General features: G+C 46.5%; 15 protein-coding genes and 1 tRNA gene. 9 read left to right on the top strand and 7 right to left on the bottom strand.

The window, feature by feature from the left end:
• Nucleotides 1-77: 77 nt before the first annotated feature.
• Nucleotides 78-153: transfer RNA gene (locus CDZ87_RS15000), tRNA-Gly, on the bottom strand.
• Nucleotides 154-578: 425 nt separating this feature from the next.
• Between CDZ87_RS15000 and CDZ87_RS15005 the strand changes: the two genes are divergently transcribed.
• Complete coding sequence (locus CDZ87_RS15005; RefSeq protein ID WP_245834729.1) at nt 579-1,166, top strand: hypothetical protein; 588 nt, start codon at nt 579-581, stop codon at nt 1,164-1,166.
• Nucleotides 1,167-1,241: 75 nt separating this feature from the next.
• Here CDZ87_RS15005 and orn read toward each other — a convergent pair whose 3' ends face one another.
• On the bottom strand, nt 1,242-1,787 hold the full coding sequence (orn, locus tag CDZ87_RS15010) for an oligoribonuclease (RefSeq protein ID WP_100754262.1): 546 nt from the start codon (nt 1,785-1,787) through the stop codon (nt 1,242-1,244).
• 127 nt (nt 1,788-1,914) lie between these two features.
• Between orn and rsgA the strand changes: the two genes are divergently transcribed.
• From rsgA to CDZ87_RS15045, 7 genes are all read left to right on the top strand, one after another.
• Nucleotides 1,915-2,970: a small ribosomal subunit biogenesis GTPase RsgA gene (gene rsgA / locus CDZ87_RS15015; RefSeq protein ID WP_100754263.1), complete on the top strand. Its 1,056-nt coding sequence runs from the start codon at nt 1,915-1,917 to the stop codon at nt 2,968-2,970.
• Between the two features lie 111 nt (nt 2,971-3,081).
• Nucleotides 3,082-3,960, top strand: a complete 879-nt coding sequence (gene asd, locus CDZ87_RS15020; protein WP_100754264.1) for an archaetidylserine decarboxylase — start codon at nt 3,082-3,084, stop codon at nt 3,958-3,960.
• Between the two features lie 181 nt (nt 3,961-4,141).
• Complete coding sequence (locus CDZ87_RS15025; protein ID WP_100754265.1) at nt 4,142-5,557, top strand: SLC13 family permease; 1,416 nt, start codon at nt 4,142-4,144, stop codon at nt 5,555-5,557.
• A 281-nt stretch (nt 5,558-5,838) separates the two neighbouring features.
• Nucleotides 5,839-7,719: a methyl-accepting chemotaxis protein gene (locus CDZ87_RS15030; RefSeq protein WP_100754266.1), complete on the top strand. Its 1,881-nt coding sequence runs from the start codon at nt 5,839-5,841 to the stop codon at nt 7,717-7,719.
• 72 nt (nt 7,720-7,791) lie between these two features.
• Nucleotides 7,792-8,679, top strand: a complete 888-nt coding sequence (locus CDZ87_RS15035; RefSeq protein ID WP_100754267.1) for a DMT family transporter — start codon at nt 7,792-7,794, stop codon at nt 8,677-8,679.
• A gap of 240 nt (nt 8,680-8,919) precedes the next feature.
• The gene (gene gpmM / locus CDZ87_RS15040; RefSeq protein ID WP_100754268.1) at nt 8,920-10,452 is read left to right on the top strand and encodes a 2,3-bisphosphoglycerate-independent phosphoglycerate mutase; all 1,533 of its coding nucleotides are present in this window, start codon (nt 8,920-8,922) and stop codon (nt 10,450-10,452) included.
• A 156-nt stretch (nt 10,453-10,608) separates the two neighbouring features.
• Nucleotides 10,609-11,745: a murein hydrolase activator EnvC family protein gene (locus CDZ87_RS15045; RefSeq protein WP_100754269.1), complete on the top strand. Its 1,137-nt coding sequence runs from the start codon at nt 10,609-10,611 to the stop codon at nt 11,743-11,745.
• A gap of 67 nt (nt 11,746-11,812) precedes the next feature.
• Here CDZ87_RS15045 and CDZ87_RS15050 read toward each other — a convergent pair whose 3' ends face one another.
• From CDZ87_RS15050 to nudC, 4 genes are all read right to left on the bottom strand, one after another.
• Nucleotides 11,813-12,769: a DHHA1 domain-containing protein gene (locus tag CDZ87_RS15050; RefSeq protein ID WP_100754270.1), complete on the bottom strand. Its 957-nt coding sequence runs from the start codon at nt 12,767-12,769 to the stop codon at nt 11,813-11,815.
• A gap of 104 nt (nt 12,770-12,873) precedes the next feature.
• On the bottom strand, nt 12,874-13,509 hold the full coding sequence (locus CDZ87_RS15055; RefSeq protein ID WP_100754271.1) for a TetR/AcrR family transcriptional regulator: 636 nt from the start codon (nt 13,507-13,509) through the stop codon (nt 12,874-12,876).
• Nucleotides 13,510-13,613: 104 nt separating this feature from the next.
• A complete protein-coding gene (gene hemE / locus CDZ87_RS15060) occupies nt 13,614-14,681 on the bottom strand; it encodes a uroporphyrinogen decarboxylase (protein WP_100754272.1) in 1,068 nt (355 codons plus the stop codon).
• 260 nt (nt 14,682-14,941) lie between these two features.
• Nucleotides 14,942-15,727: an NAD(+) diphosphatase gene (gene nudC / locus CDZ87_RS15065; protein ID WP_100754273.1), complete on the bottom strand. Its 786-nt coding sequence runs from the start codon at nt 15,725-15,727 to the stop codon at nt 14,942-14,944.
• Between the two features lie 179 nt (nt 15,728-15,906).
• On the opposite strand from nudC, the gene rsd reads away from it, so the two are divergent.
• Nucleotides 15,907-16,401: a sigma D regulator gene (rsd, locus tag CDZ87_RS15070; protein ID WP_100754274.1), complete on the top strand. Its 495-nt coding sequence runs from the start codon at nt 15,907-15,909 to the stop codon at nt 16,399-16,401.
• 246 nt (nt 16,402-16,647) lie between these two features.
• Here rsd and rpoC read toward each other — a convergent pair whose 3' ends face one another.
• On the bottom strand, nt 16,648-20,850 hold the full coding sequence (gene rpoC, locus CDZ87_RS15075; protein ID WP_100754275.1) for a DNA-directed RNA polymerase subunit beta': 4,203 nt from the start codon (nt 20,848-20,850) through the stop codon (nt 16,648-16,650).
• Nucleotides 20,851-20,858: the final 8 nt, after the last annotated feature.

Raw genomic sequence — 20,858 nt, forward strand, 5'->3', positions numbered from 1 at the left:
TACCAAACTGCTCCACCCCGCGTCCGAATTGTATCACCGTTCGGTACGATGAAAACCTGACTTTCTAATAAAGAAAGTGGAGCGACACACGAGGTTCGAACTCGTGACCTCAACCTTGGCAAGGTTGCGCTCTACCAACTGAGCTAGTGTCGCATCAACAACGTTTCCGTCGTTCAGGGCTGCGAATTATAAGAGCATTTTTTTGTGATGCAAGTCCTTCATGCAAAAAAAATGCTTTTTTTTTGCATGTGAGCAAAAAGCGCACAGCAACTGCTTAAATAGCTTGAAATTCACACAAAATACGCGATGGAAAATCATCTCAGTTGCTCACAAGTAACAAAATGGGATGTTGACCTGCCTTTTTAATCATCTCCATCGCAGTGCTGAGTAATTTTATATATAACGGACAGCTCTCTCTTTGATGCGCTCAATCATTAACATGGACGTGATGTGGTATGCACTTTTGCAGTTTTCGTTTCAAAACACCTTTGCTCATCATAGTCATGCTTGCGGTTTCAGGATGCGGATCTCTACCCAAGCCTGTGCGAAACCTTGGAAAAAGCGATGTAGACTTTGTAATGGATACCCATGCGCGTCAACTCAAAATACACATTGCCGAGCTAACGCGTAAGCTGTACGTACGTAACCCAATTCAACTGAGTAAAAACCAACACGCGACCATTGAAAGTCGGATTAAGCAGATTCTCGGGCCTAAAGACCAAATCGAACTACCGCCATTGGTTTTTGATGAGCTTAATGGGTTAACTAGCATTGATGCCATCTTGCTGAGCTTTGAGCAGGATTACGAAGGTGATCGCGTGTTTGCGGCGATGGTAGGGTTAACTGAGATGCTCCGTCGATCTTACGACCACCAGCAAGAGTTTTTTATTGTAGACTCACTTGACGAGCAAACGCTGTACAACAGTGCCAGAAACATCGAAATTTTTGTCTGGCGTCTCTATCACCGCAGGGACGCATTGGGCAATCCACTCATCTTTACCAATGACACCGATGAACAAGGCGGCGATTTTAGCTTTGATCGCTTGTTTACCAAAATGATCACGATCCAAGACATGATGGCGTTGATTGTGGCTGACAAAACCAATCGTAGCATTACCAAAGTCGCCCATGGCGTTGCACAATTTGTCTTCTTGCCCATTCCCTAAAAACACGCAAAGCCGCATTATGGGGTGCGGCTTTGTGAGCAATTTAAATCTGCCTAACAGACTGAAACACGACGACTAGATGCTGAAAATCGTTTCTCGATAGTACTGCAGCTCTGCAATCGACTCGCGGATATCATCCAGCGCTAGGTGGCTACCTTGCTTGCTAAATCCGTCCAAAATCTCTGGTTTCCAACGACGTGTCAGCTCTTTCAGAGTGCTGACATCAATGTAGCGATAATGGAAGTACTGCTCCAACTGCGCCATATGTTTGTACAAGAAACGACGATCTTGGCCTATGCTATTGCCACAAATTGGCGATTTACCTTTGGGTACCCACTGTTCCAGAAACGCGATCGTCTGGCGTATCGCCTCTTGTTCATCAATATTACTGGCTCGAACACGTTCCACCAACCCACTACCTGTATGAGTTGTCGTACACCACTCATCCATTTTTTGCAGCTCTTGTTCAGGTTGATGAATAGCAAGTACTGGTCCTTCAGCTAAAATATTCAGTTCACTATCGGTGACTATGGTGGCGATTTCGATAATTTTGTGAGTTGCCGGGTCTAGCCCTGTCATCTCTAGGTCCACCCAAATTAAATTTTGATCGCTAAAGGACATAAATCGTTGCCTATTGGTTTTGTGCTAAAAGAGGTACTATACCCAAATTCCGATCCCCAAGATAGTTTGAGATAGAAGCTGTCACTCAGGGTTCACTCGATAAATTAAACAATTGAAGTAGAGAAACGTGGCTAAAAAGAAAAAGCTAACCAAAGGTCAGGTCAGACGTGTACGTCATAACCAAAGACGCAAACTCAAACAAGAAGAGACCATTCAATGGGATGAGTCCATGTTGGGGAGTAGCAAAGCAGGCCTGGTTATCACTCGTTTTGGACAACACGCTGACATCGAAGATCTCGACACTGGTGAAGTTCAACGCTGTAATCTTCGCCGTGGTATCGAAACATTGGTCTCGGGTGACAAAGTGATTTGGCGCGCGGGTTTAGAATCGATGGAAGGCATCAGTGGTGTTGTGGAAGCGGTTGAACCTAGAACCTCAGTGCTAACTCGTCCTGACTATTACGATGGCTTAAAACCCGTTGCAGCGAACGTTGATCAGATTGTCATTGTCTCTTCGGTACTTCCGGAACTTTCTCTTAATATCATCGATCGCTACCTCGTTGCCGCAGAAACACTGCAGATTTCACCGCTGTTGGTTTTAAATAAAATCGACTTACTTGAACCACAGCAGTTGAGTGAGTATAAACAGGCGCTAAGTGAGTACCAACGGATCGGTTATAAGGTTTTGTTTGTCAGTAAACAAACCGGAGAAGGCATTGCTGAATTGGAAGCCGAACTGGCCGATCGCATTAATATTTTCGTTGGCCAGTCTGGCGTGGGCAAATCAAGCTTAGTCAATGCGTTAATGCCACAATTCAACATTGAAGAAGGCGCGGTTTCAACCAACTCTGGTTTAGGCCAACACACAACCACCGCCTCTCGCTTGTATCATATTCCGACCGGGGGCGATCTGATTGATTCACCCGGGGTGCGTGAATTTGGTTTATGGCACCTAGAAGCCGAAGAAATTACCAAATCATTTATTGAATTTAGACCTTACCTTGGTGGCTGTAAGTTCCGTGATTGTAAACACAATGACGATCCTGGTTGCGCACTACGCCAGGCGGTCGAAGACGGTGAGATTAACAAAAATCGCTTTGCAAACTATCACCGAATTCTAGAAAGCATGGCTGAGATGAAGGCAAACCGACAGTACTCACGCAACAAAAAAGCCGATTTGTAGCCGCAAATTTGTAAGCAAACACGCGCAACTGCTGACATTTACGAGCAAGTTGAGTAACATCTCGCGCCCAGAAACTCGTCAATCGAACACATAACATTGGAATTGAACACAATGGATAAGATTAAAGTTGGACTGCAATATTGGATCCCACAGCATGGTCTAACACGCCTTATGGGCAAGCTCGCATCCACGCAAGCTGGCGGTCTGACAACAGCAGTCATTCGCTGGTTCATTAAACAATATAACGTCAATATGGCAGAGGCCTTACACTCAGATCCGAAGCACTTCAAGACGTTTAACGAATTTTTTGTTCGTGAGCTCAAGCCTGACGCACGACCAATTACAGATGATGAGTCTGTGATCACCCACCCGGCAGACGCTTGCGTGAGCCAATTCGGTCCGATTACTGATGGTCAGTTGATTCAAGCAAAAGGCCACAACTTTAGCGCACAAGAGCTTTTAGGTGGCGACGGTGCATTAGCCGCTGAATTTGCAGACGGCGAGTTTGCCACGCTTTATCTGTCACCACGTGATTACCACCGTGTGCACATGCCATGTGATGGTACCTTACGTCAGATGATTTATGTTCCTGGCGACCTGTTTTCGGTTAATCCACTCACCGCAGAAAACGTGCCTAACCTGTTCGCACGTAACGAACGTGTCGTCTCTATCTTTGATACTGAGTTTGGCCCTATGGCGCAGGTGCTCGTCGGTGCCACAATTGTTGGCAGTATCGAGCAAGTATGGACAGGCACCGTGACTCCGCCTCGTGGTAACAGCGTGTACAAATGGGACTACCCAGCTCAAGGGAATAACGCCGTTATTCTCAAAAAAGGTCAAGAAATGGGCCGCTTCAAACTAGGTTCAACGGTGATAAACCTGTTTGCCAAAGGCGCGATTGAGTTTGATAAGACGATGCAAAATAGTCAGGTCACTGTGATGGGTACACCATACGCTCATGTAACGTCCACAGAGTCTCAACAAGACTAACTGCCTTTTTCTACCAAAGCTCTAATACTGGCCTCGCTTATGCGGGGCTTTTTTGATTCAAAGCAAATCCACGTGAACAAATTCAACTGTTTATCACAATTCTAGGCTCGGTCGAAGACCTTAATATGATTGTAAATTAATCTATGTATTGGCTTTTGTTTATCACGAGGTAGAATCCGCTATGCTCAAGGTTGAGTCTGGAATTCTAATAAAACTTTTAATCAGTTTCGCGATTCCTATTGGGGTACTATTTATGCCCATCGACTGGATTCCGATTGATGATCTAACCCTCATCCAGCATCGTTTGTTGGCTATCTTCTTGCTCGCGGCATTATTGTGGGTGCTTGAACCTGTTCCGGTGTTCGCAACGTCGATTCTGATCATCGCACTAGAACTGGTGATGATCTCGAATAAAGGGCTGCACCTGTTTCGTACGCCTCCCTCGGGCCACGAGCTCGGCGAGTTGATGAATTACACCGACATTTTTAGCGCCTTCTCATCGCCGATCATTATTCTATTTATGGGTGGTTTTGCCCTAGCGATTGCGGCCTCTAAATACGAACTCGACAACAACCTAGCGCGCGTTTTACTGCGACCTTTCGGCCACCAGCCGAAATTCATCATGCTCGGGTTGATGTTAATTACTGCTGTATTTTCGATGTTTATGTCCAATACCGCGACTACAGTGATGATGTTAGCGCTACTTGGCCCGATTGTGGCCTCAGCTCCGAAAGGTGACATCGGCATCAAAGCTCTGGTGTTGTGTATTCCGATAGCGGCCAATACTGGTGGTATTGCGACACCCATTGGTACACCGCCAAATGCGATCGCATTGCAATATTTGACCGGCGAAAACGCCATCGACTTTCTAACATGGATGATGATGGGGCTGCCCTTTGTTGTTATTCAGTTGACGATCGCTTGGTTCTTATTGCAAAAACTGTTTCCTTCTTCACAGCCGACCATGACGTTGAAACTCGACGGTCAATTTCAAAAAAATTGGCGCGCTATTGTTGTCTACATCACTTTTTCCGCAACGATTTTATTGTGGATGACGACCAAACTTCATGGCATGAACACCTATGTGGTTTCCATTATTCCTCTCGCGGTTTTCACCTTGACTGGCATTATGGGTAAAGCAGAGTTGAAGCAGATCAACTGGGATGTGTTGTGGTTGGTTGCAGGGGGGATTGCTATTGGGATTGGTCTTGACAAAACAGGCTTGGCATCGGCGCTAGCCCATGCGATCGACTATGAGTCTCTGTCACCAATCGCGGTCGTGTTAACCTTGTCACTCGTTTGTTGGCTAATGGCGAACTTTATGTCGAATACTGCCACGGCCAACTTATTAATGCCGATTGCTGCGGCTATTGGCACCTCGATGGAGAGCTTAGTCAGTATTGGCGGTTTGCAAGGCTTGTTAGTAGTGCTCGCCTTCTCTGCATCATTAGGGATGATTCTGCCCGTTTCGACCCCCCCCAACTCTCTGGCCTACTCTACCGGCCTTATTGAGAGTAAAGACATGGCAAAAACAGGCATGATTCTCGGTATTATTGGCTTAATGCTGGTTTACAGCGCGGGACTGATTCTCACCTAGAATAATCGTGATCTCTGGTTTATGGACTAGAGGTCACATTTTGTTCAAATGTCGCTAAGCCGCCACGCAGTGAATCTGCAATTCCATACTTAGATCAACCTAATCCATCGATAATACATATAAAATAATCCAATCATAACAATTGTATCCAATTCACTTTTCAACGTGGGTCATTCTGGCGGCGCAGATCAATTTGTTCATCAACGGTCCAATGCAGATGCGGCAAATTTACTGTCACACCGTCCTTCTCGACTGATTGTCTAGTAACGAAAGGAAAGGCAATGAGAAATACCATTAAATTAAAAATACAAATTGCGATAGCAATCGTCATCGCCATTGTTAGTGGCGTTCAAGCTTGGATCTCGGTAAGCCAACTCAAAAACGAGACAACCTCAGCCCTCAATAGTGAAATGGCCAATGTCAGCCATGCGACCGCACGTTACATCAGTGACTGGTTAGAGATTCGCAGTGACATGATGCTGGCAAACGAAAAAGTCATCGTAGCAGCGCAAAACCCTGAACGTGAGATGTTAGTCACCAAGCGCGCCGGAAACTTTCTTTCGGTCTACGCAGGCTTTGAAGATGGCTCGATAGCCTACGGCGATAAAAACGAAGATTGGCCTGTCGATTACGACCCGCGCACTCGCCCTTGGTATCAAGATGCAATGAAAGCCTCAGGGCTTATCTTAACCGAACCCTATCAAGACTTTGATGGCAGTATCGTCGTCAGTTTTGCCAAAGCTTTTGCTGGCCAAAAATCTGGCGTACTGGCGGCTGACCTTACCGTCACTAATATTATCGATGAAGTGCTGAACGTCACGCTCGACAACGATGGTTTTACCTTTCTCATCGACGGCAATAACAACATTGTCGCCTATCAAGATGAAAAATTGAGCCAAAAGCCCGTCACCGAGCTAAACCCAACATTAACGAGCAACACCATCGGGCAACTGATCGACAGCGCGCAAATCTCGACGATTGAATGGCCCAATCAAGGTGACAAGTTGATCTACATGATCAGCGTCCCTTCGACGGATTGGTCACTGGGCATCGTTGTCGATAAAACACTCGCTTTTGCATCGGTCAGTGAACAGATTCAGTTTACAGCGCTCGCCTCACTGATACTGTATTTGGTGATTGCGACCTTTAGCACCTACACCATCACCAAGCTCCTTAAACCACTGCAAGACTTATCGGCTTCTTTATCACAGCTGTCAAAAGGGGAAGGAGACTTAACTCAGCGTATTGAAATTAAACGCCGCGATGAAATCGGCGAAGTCGCAGAACACGTCAATCAATTTCTCGCGCAGATGCAAGCAATGATCAGCGGTATTATTCAACACAGTGACACACTGGCAGCCCAAGCGGTACAAGCGAACCAACTGTCGCAGCAATCATCACATCAAGTTGAAGTGCAGCAAAATGATGTCAATCAAATTGCCACCGCGATCCATCAAATGTCAGCAACGGCCGCTGAGGTTGCGAGCCACGCTGAGCTGACGGCAAACGCTGCACAGACCTCTTCACTTGCCTGCCAAGATGGCCAACAAGTGATTCAGAAAAACCGTCAAGCGATTGTTGATTTGGCTGACCAAGTTATGGCCGCTGCGAGTGTCATTTCAGAGCTTGAAAGTAACACTCAGAGCATCAACCAAATTCTGTCTACTATTCAGGGAATAGCCGAGCAAACCAACTTGCTTGCCCTCAACGCAGCCATCGAAGCGGCGCGTGCAGGAGAGCAAGGACGTGGCTTTGCCGTGGTCGCAGATGAAGTTCGAGTCTTGAGCCAACGAACCCATGGATCGACCGAAGAGATTCGCAACATGATAGAGACGTTGCACAACAACACCAAGCAAGCGGTCAATAGCATGCAGAGCAGTACCTCCTTGGCCGATACCAGTGTCAATTACGCACAACAAGCGGCAGAAAGCCTAGGCCGTATCACCGATGCGATTACCGAAATCAATGATATGGCGCTGCAAATCGCTAGCGCAGCTGAAGAACAACGTGCGGTCAGTGAAGACATCAGTCGTAACACACAAGGGATCAAAGACGCCTCTGACGTACTAGCTGCACAAGCAATGCAAAGCAGTGACAGTGCCGATAACATGCGTGAGTCTGCTCAGACAATGCGTAAAGAGGTCGGGCGCTTCAAAGTTTAAGGTTTGTTTTAACGCATTTTTAATGCATATTGTCAGCCATTACTATTCCATATTCACAAGGATAACGTGTCGATGGGTTATGAATGGCTGGCATTGGCTGCGGCCTTTCTCTGGGCGGTGGCCAGCCTCCTCTCTGTCGTTCCGGCGCAACATTTAGGCACCTTTGCCTATAGCCGTTGGCGTATGGGTTGTACCTCAATTATCCTCGGTTCGATGGCGCTCTATACCGGGGGGTGGTCGAGTGTTGAACAAAGCGGTGTTGCTGCCATGATGCTCTCTGGTGTTATTGGTATTTTTATTGGTGACACGGCGCTGTTTGCTTGCCTAAATCGTATGGGGCCGCGACAAGCAGGTTTGCTGTTTTCTTGCCATGCTGTTTTCTCCGCGATTCTTGGCTACTTCCTGTTTAGCGAAACCATGACTCACATCGAGTTTATTGGCGCGCTATTGGTGTTTTCTGGCGTACTGACAGCGATTTTCTTCGGCCGCAAAGGTCAAGCGGCCAATCAACTTGAATCGATTAAAGGCAATGTGTGGGCAGGAATCACCCTCGGCCTCCTTGCGGCGTTATGCCAAGCTCTGGGCGGGATTATCGCCAAACCAGTGATGCAAACGGATATTGACCCGGTCGCCGCCTCTGCAATCCGAATGATGACCGCCTTTGCCGCCCACTGCCTACTTTTCATCAGTGGCGTTAAACTGGCCCGAGCCACTTTGCCGATGAATATCAAAATCTTTGCTATTACCGCCGTCAACGGTTTTTTAGCCATGGCAGTAGGAATGACGCTGATTCTCTACGCTCTAAAACAAGGCAATGTAGGAATGGTCGCGTTACTTTCATCGACTACACCGATTATGTTATTGCCTATACTTTGGATTTATTCAGGAAAACGGCCCAATCGCTTCGCTTGGATAGGCGCGATGATGGCGGTCGCAGGGACAGGAATTCTGGTCGTTTAACGGCTATCAAGTTAATAGCCAAAACCGAATTTATTTTTTCTGACCAGATGAGACAATAACCACTAATCGGTATTCGACGCAAACGAGTTGAAATCACGCCAATAGCGAGTAAAGTGAAAGATAGCAACGATATTTCCCAAACAATAATTGATCTTAACCTACAGTTTTGGTTAAAAAGTGTAGTAAAATTACGCTAATTTTGTTTCTAAAGTTATTTTGAAATTTGACGAGGTCATCACTATGTCAGCTAAGAAGCCAATGGCTCTAGTTATTCTTGACGGTTACGGTCACCGTGAAGATACCGCAAGCAACGCGATCGCAAATGCAAAAACACCTGTTTTAGACGGCCTTTTTGCTAACAAACCGAACACTCTTATTTCAGCTTCTGGTATGGACGTAGGTCTGCCTGACGGTCAAATGGGTAACTCAGAAGTGGGTCACACTAATATTGGTGCTGGTCGTGTGGTCTATCAAGATCTAACTCGTATCACTAAATCGATTGCAGATGGCGAATTTGCTCACACGCCAGCATTGGTTGAAGCGGTCGATGCTGCCGTCAAAGCAGATAAAGCAGTTCACATTATGGGGCTAATGTCTCCAGGTGGCGTTCACTCTCACGAAGACCACATCTACGCAGCCATAGAAATGGCAGCAGCACGTGGCGCTGAGAAAATCTACCTACACTGTTTCCTAGACGGCCGTGACACGCCGCCACGTAGCGCACAAAACTCGCTACAACGCTTCCAAGATCTGTTTGCAAAGCTGGGTAAAGGTCGAGTGGCTTCGCTTGTCGGTCGCTACTATGCGATGGATCGTGATAACAACTGGGATCGCGTACAAGTTGCTTATGATCTTCTAACTCAAGCTAAAGCTGAATTTACTTACGACTCTGCAGTTGCAGGCCTAGAAGCGGCTTATGCACGTGAAGAGAATGATGAATTCGTTAAAGCGACCGCCATCAAAGCACAAGGTGAAGAAGACGCCGCGATCCGCGATGGTGACGCCGTTATCTTCATGAACTACCGTGCTGACCGTGCACGTCAAATTACTCGCACTTTCGTTGCTGACTTTGATGGTTTCGAACGCGCGGTATTCCCTAGCACTCATTTCGTGATGCTCACTCAATACGCAGCTGACATCCCTCTTGCTACTGCTTTCCCACCAGCATCACTGGAAAACACTTATGGTGAGTGGCTCTCTAAACAGGGTAAAACTCAACTACGTATTTCAGAAACAGAAAAATACGCTCATGTGACTTTCTTCTTCAATGGCGGTGTTGAAAACGAATTTGAAGGTGAAGAGCGTCAACTTGTCGCCTCACCAAAAGTGGCTACTTATGATCTTCAACCAGAAATGAGTTCTGAAGAACTGACCGAGAAAATGGTTGCCGCGATCAAATCTGGTAAATACGATGCGATCATCTGTAACTACCCGAACCCAGACATGGTTGGCCACACTGGCGTGTATGAAGCGGCAGAAAAAGCCATCGAAGCTGTCGATGCCTGTGTTGGTAAAGTCGTTGCTGCTATCGAAGAAGTTGGCGGTCAAATGCTGATCACGGCAGACCACGGTAACGCAGAAATGATGGTCGATCCGGAAACGGGTGGCACTCACACCGCGCACACCAACCTACCTGTTCCACTGATTTACGTTGGTGACAAAGCGGTTGAGTTCAAATCAGGTGGTAAACTGTCTGATCTTGCGCCAACGATGCTAGCGCTTACCGGCCTAGAGATCCCATCAGAAATGACTGGCGACGTGTTATTTAAGTAACCCTGTCTTCTCTGTTTCTAGCCCGGGCCTATGCTCGGGCTTTTTTATTGAAGTGAAATACCTTGCACCTCGACAAGTTTTGACTTTCCCCTTTCTTCTACACAAGAGGTTTGGGTATACTGATTCTCTCTCAGATAGTTAGGACATGCTTACTCAATGGTGGTGATTGCAAACCGGATACTCTTAGCCAAAAGAACAGCTTTTGCGCTCGGATTGATACTATCCACCTGTTACCTAACTCCTAGCTATTCGGCTAGTAATGATGAGCTTAAAGGCGTAAGTAGCGAAATCTCTCGTCAAAAGCAGTCGTTGTCGAGCCAGAAAAACAAGCTTGATACGCTACAGAAATCGCTTAAAAACCAAGAGATCTCTATTAACCGCATAGAAAACGAAATTAAGCAGACTAAAGCCTCGTTAGCCAACACCAACAGCAATATCGACCAGTTAGAAAGTAAAGTTATCAATCTTGAGCAACAAAAACAGGCACAAAGCGACAAACTGGCCGCGTTACTGCAAACCTATTATGTCACTCAAAGAGCTAAGTCTTCTACCAAGATCCTCAATCAAGGTGTCGAGGAAGATAGGATCAGCCAATATTTCCAAAATTTGGCCAAACAACGCGCCAAAACCATCGCCGAACTTGAAACCGTAGTGACTGAGCTGGCCAATAGTCGTGAGCAGTTGGGTCTCGAAAAACAGCAGATCACGACGTTGCTCAAACAGCAAACCAATAAGCGCGATCAATTAGCCAAAGCTCAGTCACAACGCAAAGGCACTGTCTCCAAAATCCGCAACAGCATTTCCAACGATAAAGTCTACCTATCAGAGTTGCAACGTAATGAAACACGACTCAAAGCGGAAATAGCCAAAGCCGCCAAACGCAATTCAGTCCCTATGGATGGTTTAGCTCGTCAAAAAGGCAAGCTACCATGGCCGTTAAAAGGGCAAACTCTGCACAACTACGGCACGCGCCAAACTGGGCAAATTAATTGGAAAGGGATGGTGATTGACGCAAACTATGGTCAGGCAGTGAAATCCGTCTATTCAGGCACTGTGGTGTTTGCTGACTACTTACGCGGCTATGGCTTAGTGGTGTTACTTGACCATGGTAAGGGCGATATGACGCTTTATGGTTTTAACCAAAGCTTGCTGAAAAAAGAGGGCGACAAAGTCACGGCTGGAGAAACCATTGCCCTAGCCGGAGACACAGGCGGCCAACCACAACCCTCACTCTACTTTGAAATTCGCCGCAACAGTAAAACACAAAATCCAAAGTCTTGGCTCACACGCTAAGCCTCATATCATGGTGATTTTACTGCCGCATCATGGCCTATTGTGCAGCATGCTGATGCCAGCCTAGCTAGCGGTAATAACCTTCTACCGCATCGATAAAGGCCGAGACTTGATCTTTCGCCAACGCATTGATACCCGCCGCTGCCGCGCGACCGCCTCCCGATGAAAACTGTGAGCATATATCACCAGCTCCGTGCTTATTATTTAAAGGCGCTCGCAACGAAACGGTATAAGTACCATCTGAATTTTCGGTAAGGACCGCATGTGCAGCATGAGGGGCCTGATTCGCCAGCAAGTTGCCATAAACACCGCTAATACGACGTGAGGAAGCCTCATTAGGCAGCTCAAACACGGCTAACAACTCGCTTTGATATCGAGGTGCGACAGCAAGCGCTTTCGCTATATCTTGCTGATAAGCGGACTGCAGCGCTGCAAAGGGCGAATGTGGATCAGCGATGACAGCAAAAGGATCATCATAAGCCAAAAGCTGTTTAAACAAGACGGCAGGATCAAAATGTAGGTCTTTAAGTTCGGTTCCATAACCATTGTAGTTGATCAAGGTCCCTAACTCTTTTAACTGAGATTTCTGCTCTGAGTTCAAACCCGCATCTGCCGCCAAATCATCGGCTTTCGCGATCAAGTTGTCGCCATAAGCGGCCGTAATCGCCCAAGTATGGAAACGCCCCTCTAGTAACGTATCGACAATCAAAGCGGTGCACGTATTGGCATCTAAGTCGATATGCGCGTCTAAATTGGGATGAGAGGGAATCTCGCCAGATTTATGATGATCGGCATAAAACACATGCACGCTAGCTGAGAGGAGCTTTTCTAGCGCCGCTTTGTTGTTATGCATCGAGATATCTAATACCGTCACCGTGTCTCCAGCAGCAACAGCGAGCTTCTCAAGCAGTTGAATATCTCGCTTAACCCCAGTTACCAACGTTGAGACTTTTGGCTGAGCCAAACGCAGTTGAAGCAGCGCGATGATGCCATCTGCATCACCATTAAAAACATCATAGTGCATAAAATAAACCGATTAACATACCTCTCGATACTTTAATCGGTTAGCAAACGGGGAACAATGTGAATTGGTTATATCTTAGCTAAGATTCAATGCAAGCAAATGGCTTAAGCATGGATCGCTTTAACGCCATCTTCAAGCAGTTGCAATTGTTCAAGGCCCTGGACTGTTGCTTGTGGTTTGACCACAGAAATCATTTGCAACATACCCTGATGGATCACCTGTTCGGTAATCTGGGTTTTGGGTGACATTGCAGACTGATAGCCAAGCCAACTTGTTGCAATCATATGCAATGTTTTTACCAGTGACTTGAGGTCGTCGTTATCAACGGTGACTAATTCGAGCTCAACAAACGCACGCATAATCTTGACTAGGTTACCTTGTAGCTTATCTTGTACTTGAATGTACTCTTCGTGTAGCTGCTCATCACGCTGTAAAATTTCCGGCAAATTAGCGTAGAAAAAACGGTATTTCCACATCAGGGTAAAAATGGAATCTAGGTAGTGCTTGAGTAGCACTAAACTCTCTTGTTGACCTTGAATAGGCGTAAAACGTTCCAGTAACTCATTGGAATAAAGCGTAAAAATTTCACGCACTATCTCTTGCTTATTGCGAAAGTGATAATACAGATTACCTGGACTGATATCGATATGCGCTGCAATGTGATTAGTGGTGATATTGCGCTCACCGTGTTCATTAAAAAGTTCCAGTGCGGCTAGTACTATCTTGTCACGAGTTTTCATGAATGATCCGGATTCCCTAATAATTATTACAGCGTACAGCAGTTAGTATAACTGATAATGAAAAAGCGCCTGGTCATATCAGGCGCTTTTAATAGATTACTCAATTATTTGTGGTATGGCTTAGATAATTCATGCACGGCCTCAACGAACACACCCGCATTTTCTGGCGGCACATCTAAGTGAATACCGTGGCCTAAATTGAAGACATGACCGGTACCTTGATCGCCAAAACCGTCAAGGATGCTTGCAACCTCTTCACGAATACGTTCTGGTGACGCATACAGCATCGATGGGTCCATGTTACCTTGCAGTGCCACCTTATCGCCGATACGTGCTTTGGCATCCGCAATATTAATGGTCCAGTCAAGGCCGACTGCATCACAACCAGTTGCTGCGATCTGTTCAAGCCACATACCGCCGTTCTTAGTAAATAGCGTAACCGGAACACGGCGACCATCATTTTCACGAATAAGACCATCGACAATCTTGTGCATGTATTGCAATGAGAACAGGTTGTAATCACGCGGAGTTAATACACCACCCCAAGTATCAAATACCATCACAGACTGAGCGCCGGCTTTAATTTGTGCGTTGAGGTAGTCAATCACACTATCAGCAAGCTTATCGAGCAGAAGGTGCAGCGTTTGTGGTTCAGCGTACATCATTTTCTTAATCTTGGTGAAGGCTTTTGAGCTGCTTCCTTCAACCATATAAGTGGCTAATGTCCATGGACTGCCAGAGAAACCAATCAGAGGAACATCGCCATTGAGATCTTTACGGATCTGGCGTACCGCGTTCATCACGTACTTCAATTCACCTTCAGGATCAGGAATGCCAATTTTTTCGACATCTGCTTTACAAGTGATTGGCTTATCGAATACCGGACCTTCACCAGCCGCAAAACGAAGCTCAAGCCCCATCGCATCAGGAATCGTCAGGATATCAGAAAACAAAATCGCCGCATCAAGAGGAAAACGGCGCAACGGCTGAAGGGTTACTTCTGATGCAAGCTCGGCATTTTTGCATAACGACATGAAGTCGCCTGCTTGTGCACGTGTGGCTTTGTATTCTGGCAGATAGCGACCTGCTTGGCGCATCATCCATACCGGAGTGCAATCAACTGGCTGTTTTAGTAACGCGCGCAGGTAGCGATCATTTTTTAATTCAGTCATTCCGTTTTTCCAATTATTAGGCTTACTTTTTGTGGCGGCTATTCTAACACTGTTTAGCTCGCAAAAGCGGCGTGCTTTGCAACCGAGATCAAGTTATTAACTTTTAAATTAGTGCTTAATTTGCACCCACTCTGTATTAGTGTTAAATATTTGTTTGCTAGCGAAAACTATAATAATAAACCGAGCATTCAGTGCTTGGCATCTCATAACGACATCTTACTTACCCCCTCCTACTTGGAGGGTTTTTTTTGGGCTTTATTTCAGAGAGATCGCTTAATTTCGCCTACGGTGTGCTCAATCAACTCGCGTGCAATGGTGCCCGATGGCGCCACGAGTGGTATCTGATCGACATCGAACCAACATGCATCACTTAATTCGCTATAGTCAGGTTTGAGTGTACCTGAATGGTAGTCAGCAACAAAACCAACCATCATGCTCGATGGGAACGCCCAAGGCTGACTAGCAAAGTAGCGAATATTGGTCACATCAATACCGGTCTCTTCTTTCACTTCTCGTGCAACACACTGTTCTAACGTCTCTCCCACTTCAACAAAACCGGCGATCACCGTGTACATGCCATTACGATGACGTGGGTGTTGAGCCAATAAGATCTGCTGTTGCTTTCTGACCGCAACAATAATGCACGGGAAGATGCGTGGATAATGTAAGGTTCGGCAATCACTACACTGCATAGCCAGTTGATTGTGATTAAGATGGTTACGTCCGCCGCACTGAGGGCAAAAGCGCATGGTTTGGCTCATATGACCATATTGCACCGCTTTGCTCATCAGCAGAAATAACGATTGAGGAAAGTCTAAACATTCGCGCAGCGAGACTAACTCTAGCGGTCTTTTAACATCACACTCATTGAGCCACAATACTGGGAAATCTTGATAGCGCCCCACTTCGATCGCTTGCTGGTAAGGTAAGTCTAACGCCTCGGCAGTGCCGAAAGGAAGCGCATCTTGACTGAGCAAAATGTCACTTCCTGATACCACGCACCAATAAGCCGCCTTCGTACGGTTTATGTCACCTTTCTTTAACATGAGCTCACCTCTTCGCTTGCAGTTGTTCTATTTTACTGGCAATCTAAATTCATACCAGAGTTTGTAGTTACGTAAATTTGTGACTATAAATTTTTGTAAGGACAAGAGGTTATATCTCTGTAGGTGCTTTGTGATTCAAAGCGTTACGATCACCGGAGCCGTGATCCGATCATGAGGATATGGTCATGCTAAATAAATTCAAAAAAACACAAGAACAATGGGGTGGCTCAAATGAAGTCATCGACCACTGGCTTGACACCAGACAGTCACTGATCATTCAGTACTGCAAGCTTGCAGCCCTGAAACCTTGCGCATCGAAACAAGCACTTTCATCTCTTCCGACTCCTGCTGAGCTACAAAATTTCTGCCAACATGTGGTCGATTACATTTCCGAAGGTCATTTCAAGATTTACGATATGGTCATGGACAAATGGAGCGCCACGGGCTTCGAAGCCACCGACGAAATCAATAGCACTTACAGCAAAATCGTGGCAACCACCGAGCCATTATTGGATTTCACCGATAAATACGCAGCCATCGATGAAGATAACGACCTCGAAGCGTTTGATAGCGACTTGTCTTTGATCGGTGAAACCCTTGAAGCACGCTTTGAAGTCGAAGATCATTTGATTCAATTAATCGCCGACAGTTTAGCCGTACCTCCTGGCGCGTAACAAAGCGATATAATTCTTCAGGGTTGACGTATGTTCGTCAACCCTTTTTGTTTTAGGGTGGTCATGTACCAACCCGCTCATACAGATTCCCACTCGCTCCATCGTCGCTCTATAAAATAATGTCACTTTCCAGCAATGACTATAATCGTCGTCTTTAAGCACGAGACTTCCCCTTTCTCTAAAAACAAAAAGGCACCCGAAGGTACCTTTTATCATGTCTTACAGAGCAATTACTCGCCTGAAGAGTTATTCATCCGAAGAAAAACCAGCGTTTAGTAGTGCTGCAAGGTTATCTGTCGCTTGTTCAGCAGACGGACCTTCTTTCACTTCTACACGTTTAGCTTGACGCTCTTGGTGGTAAGCGAAACCAGTACCTGCAGGAATTAGACGTCCTACAATTACGTTTTCTTTCAGACCACGTAGCTCATCACGCTTACCAGAAACCGCAGCTTCTGTTAGTACTCGAGTTGTCTCTTGGAACGATGCAGCAGAGATGAACGATTCTGTTGCTAGCGACGCTTTAGTAATACCTAGAAGCTCACGTTCGAAGCGTGCAGGCTCTTTGCCTTCCGCTTCAAGTGCACGGTTAGCAATCTTAACGTTAGCAAATTCTACTTGCTCACCCGCTAGGAAATCAGAGTCACCAGCGAACGTAATCGTACACTTACGTAGCATTTGACGAACGATAGTTTCAATGTGCTTATCGTTAATCTTAACACCTTGCAGACGGTATACTTCTTGAACTTCGTTCGCGATGTATTGCGTCACAGCGTGAATACCACGTAAACGTAGAATGTCATGAGGAGACTCAGGACCATCTGCGATTACATCACCACGTTCCACTTTCTCGCCTTCAAAGACGTTAAGCTGACGGTGCTTAGGAATCATCTCTTCGTACGCATCACCACCCTCACGAGTGATAATTAGACGACGCTTACCTTTGGTCTCTTTACCGAAGCTCACAGTACCTGTGTGCTCAGCAAGAATCGCAGGCTCTTTCGGCTTACGTGCTTCGAATAGATCCGCTACGCGTGGTAGACCACCCGTGATGTCTCGGTTACCACCAGACTTCTGAGGAATACGAGCAAGGGTATCACCGACACCTACTTCTGCACCGTCTTCCATGTTCACGATCGCTTTACCTGGTAGGAAGTAGTGAGCTGGCATATCAGTGCCAGGGATCATTACATCTTTACCTTGCGCATCAACAAGTTTGATAGCTGGACGCATATCTTTACCTGCTGCTGGGCGAGCGGCTGGCTCACTCACTTCACTTGAAGATAGACCCGTTAGGTCATCTGTTTGGCGAGAAACCGTGACACCATCGATCATGTCGACGAACTGGATACGACCTGCCACTTCAGTGATGATTGGCATGGTGTGTGCTTCCCAGTTTGCCACTGTATCACCAGATTCAACTGCGTCGTTGTCGCCTTTGCTTAGTAACGAACCGTAAGGAAGTTTGTGCTTCTCTTTGGTACGACCAAACTCATCAATGATGGTAAGTTCAGAGGCACGAGAAGTGATGACAAGCTTCTTATCTTTATTAATTACAAACTTAGCGTTGTGTAGCTTAACCGTACCGGTTGTCTTAGCTTGGATGCTGTTCTCTGCGGCTGCAGTCGATGCTGCACCACCGATGTGGAACGTACGCATGGTAAGCTGTGTACCTGGTTCACCGATAGATTGAGCAGCGATAACGCCGACTGCTTCACCTTGGTTCACTAGGTGACCGCGTGCTAGGTCACGACCGTAACACTGTGCACAACAACCGAAGTCTGCATCACAAGTAACCACAGAGCGCACTTTCATGCTGTCCACTGAGTTCTCTTCCATGATCTGACACCACTTCTCATCGATCAGGGTGTTACGTGGAATAAGAACTTCATCAGTACCTGGTTTAAGAACGTCTTCTGCAACAACACGGCCTAGTGCAAGCTCAGAAAGGGCAACTTTAACATCACCACCTTCGATATGAGGCATCATGTCAACACCTTCATGCGTGCCACAGTCATGTTCGTGTACTACAACGTCTTGAGCAACGTCTACTAGACGACGAGTTAGGTAACCCGAGTTTGCTGTTTTCAGTGCGGTATCCGCAAGACCCTTACGAGCACCGTGCGTTGAGATAAAGTACTGAAGTACGTTTAGACCTTCTTTAAAGTTCGCAGTGATTGGCGTTTCGATGATCGAACCATCTGGACGCGCCATCAGGCCACGCATACCGGCAAGCTGACGAATCTGAGCGGCAGAACCACGAGCGCCCGAGTCAGCCATCATGTAGATGCTGTTGAATGACTCTTGTTGCTCTTCTTCACCGTCACGGTTAACGACCGTTTCAGATGAAAGGTTTTCCATCATCGCTTTCGCTACGCGATCGTTGGTCGATGCCCAAATATCGATCACTTTGTTGTAGCGCTCACCCGCAGTGACAAGACCAGATTGGTACTGCTCTTGAATTTCGCGAACTTCTGCTTCTGCTTCTTCGATCTCAGTGTACTTAGCCGCTGGAACAACCATATCGTCGATACCAACAGACACACCAGAAAGTGCCGCGTAAGCAAAACCTGTGTACATGATTTGGTCAGCAAAGATAACCGTGTCTTTAAGGCCAAGCTTACGATACGCTTCGTTAAGTAGGTTAGAGATCTGTTTCTTACCTAGCTTTTGGTTAACGATGCTGTACGGAAGGCCTTTTGGCACGATTTGCCATAGCATTGCACGACCAATCGTTGTATCAACTAACTTAGTCTCTGTAGTGCTATTACCATCTTCGTCGACAACAGTCTCAGTAATGCGAACTTTAACACGAGCATGTAGCTCAGCGCTCTTAGTACGGTATGCCTTCTCAGCTTCAGCTGAGCTAGCAAGGTACATACCTTCGCCTTTAACGTTGATCTTGTCACGAGTCATGTAGTAAAGACCCAATACCACGTCCTGAGAAGGTACGATGATCGGATCGCCCGATGCTGGCGACAGAATGTTGTTGGTCGACATCATCAGAGTACGTGCTTCAAGCTGTGCTTCTAGAGTTAGAGGCACGTGAACCGCCATTTGGTCACCATCGAAGTCCGCGTTATACGCCGCACACACTAGTGGGTGTAGCTGAATCGCTTTACCTTCGATTAGTACTGGTTCGAACGCTTGGATACCGAGACGGTGAAGTGTCGGTGCACGGTTCAATAGTACTGGGTGTTCACGGATAACTTCGTCTAGGATATCCCAAACAATCGCTTCTTCACGCTCGACCATTTTCTTAGCAGCTTTGATTGTCGTCGCGAGGCCACGAGTCTCAAGTTTGCTATAGATGAATGGTTTGAATAGCTCAAGTGCCATCTTCTTAGGAAGACCACACTGGTGCAGACGCAGGTATGGACCTACTGTGATTACAGAACGGCCAGAGTAGTCTACACGTTTACCAAGAAGGTTCTGACGGAAACGACCTTGTTTACCCTTGATCATATCAGCAAGAGATTTCAGAGGACGCTTGTTCGAACCTGTGATCGCACGACCGCGACGACCGTTATCTAGAAGCGCATCAACAGACTCTTGCAACATACGCTTTTCGTTACGTACGATGATGTCCGGAGCCGCTAGCTCTAATAGACGCTTCAAACGGTTGTTACGGTTGATCACACGACGGTATAAATCGTTCAGATCAGACGTCGCAAAGCGACCGCCATCTAGAGGTACTAGAGGACGTAGATCTGGCGGAAGTACCGGAAGCACAGTTAGGATCATCCACTCAGGTTTGTTACCCGATTGAACGAACGCTTCAACTAGCTTCAGACGCTTAGTGACCTTCTTACGCTTAGTCTCTGAGTTAGTAGACTGAAGCTCTTCACGCATTTCTTCGATTTCAGCAGGCAGATCCATAGACCCTAAAAGGTCTTTGATCGCTTCCGCGCCCATCTTAGCCGTGAATTCATCACCCCACTCTTCTAGACGATCGAGATACTCTTCTTCAGTCAGCATCTGCGATTTTTCTAGATCCGTCATACCTGGTTCTGTTACTACGTACATTTCGAAGTAAAGAACACGTTCGATATCACGTAGCGGGATATCCATCAGTAGACCGATACGAGACGGTAGCGACTTTAGGAACCAGATGTGAGCAACTGGCGAAGCAAGTTCAATGTGGCCCATACGGTCACGACGAACTTTAGTTTGTGTAACTTCAACGCCACACTTCTCACAGATAACGCCACGGTGTTTTAGACGCTTGTACTTGCCACAAAGACATTCGTAGTCTTTTACTGGACCAAAGATACGCGCACAGAACAGACCATCACGCTCAGGCTTGAACGTACGATAGTTGATTGTTTCTGGTTTCTTAACTTCACCAAAAGACCATGAACGGATCATGTCTGGTGAAGATAGACCGATTTTGATTGCATCAAATTCTTCGGTCTTATGCTGCGCTTTTAGAAAGTTTAATAAGTCTTTCACAATCAGCT

The sequence above is a fragment of the Vibrio salilacus genome (assembly GCF_002811245.1).
Lineage (GTDB): Bacteria > Pseudomonadota > Gammaproteobacteria > Enterobacterales > Vibrionaceae > Vibrio > Vibrio salilacus.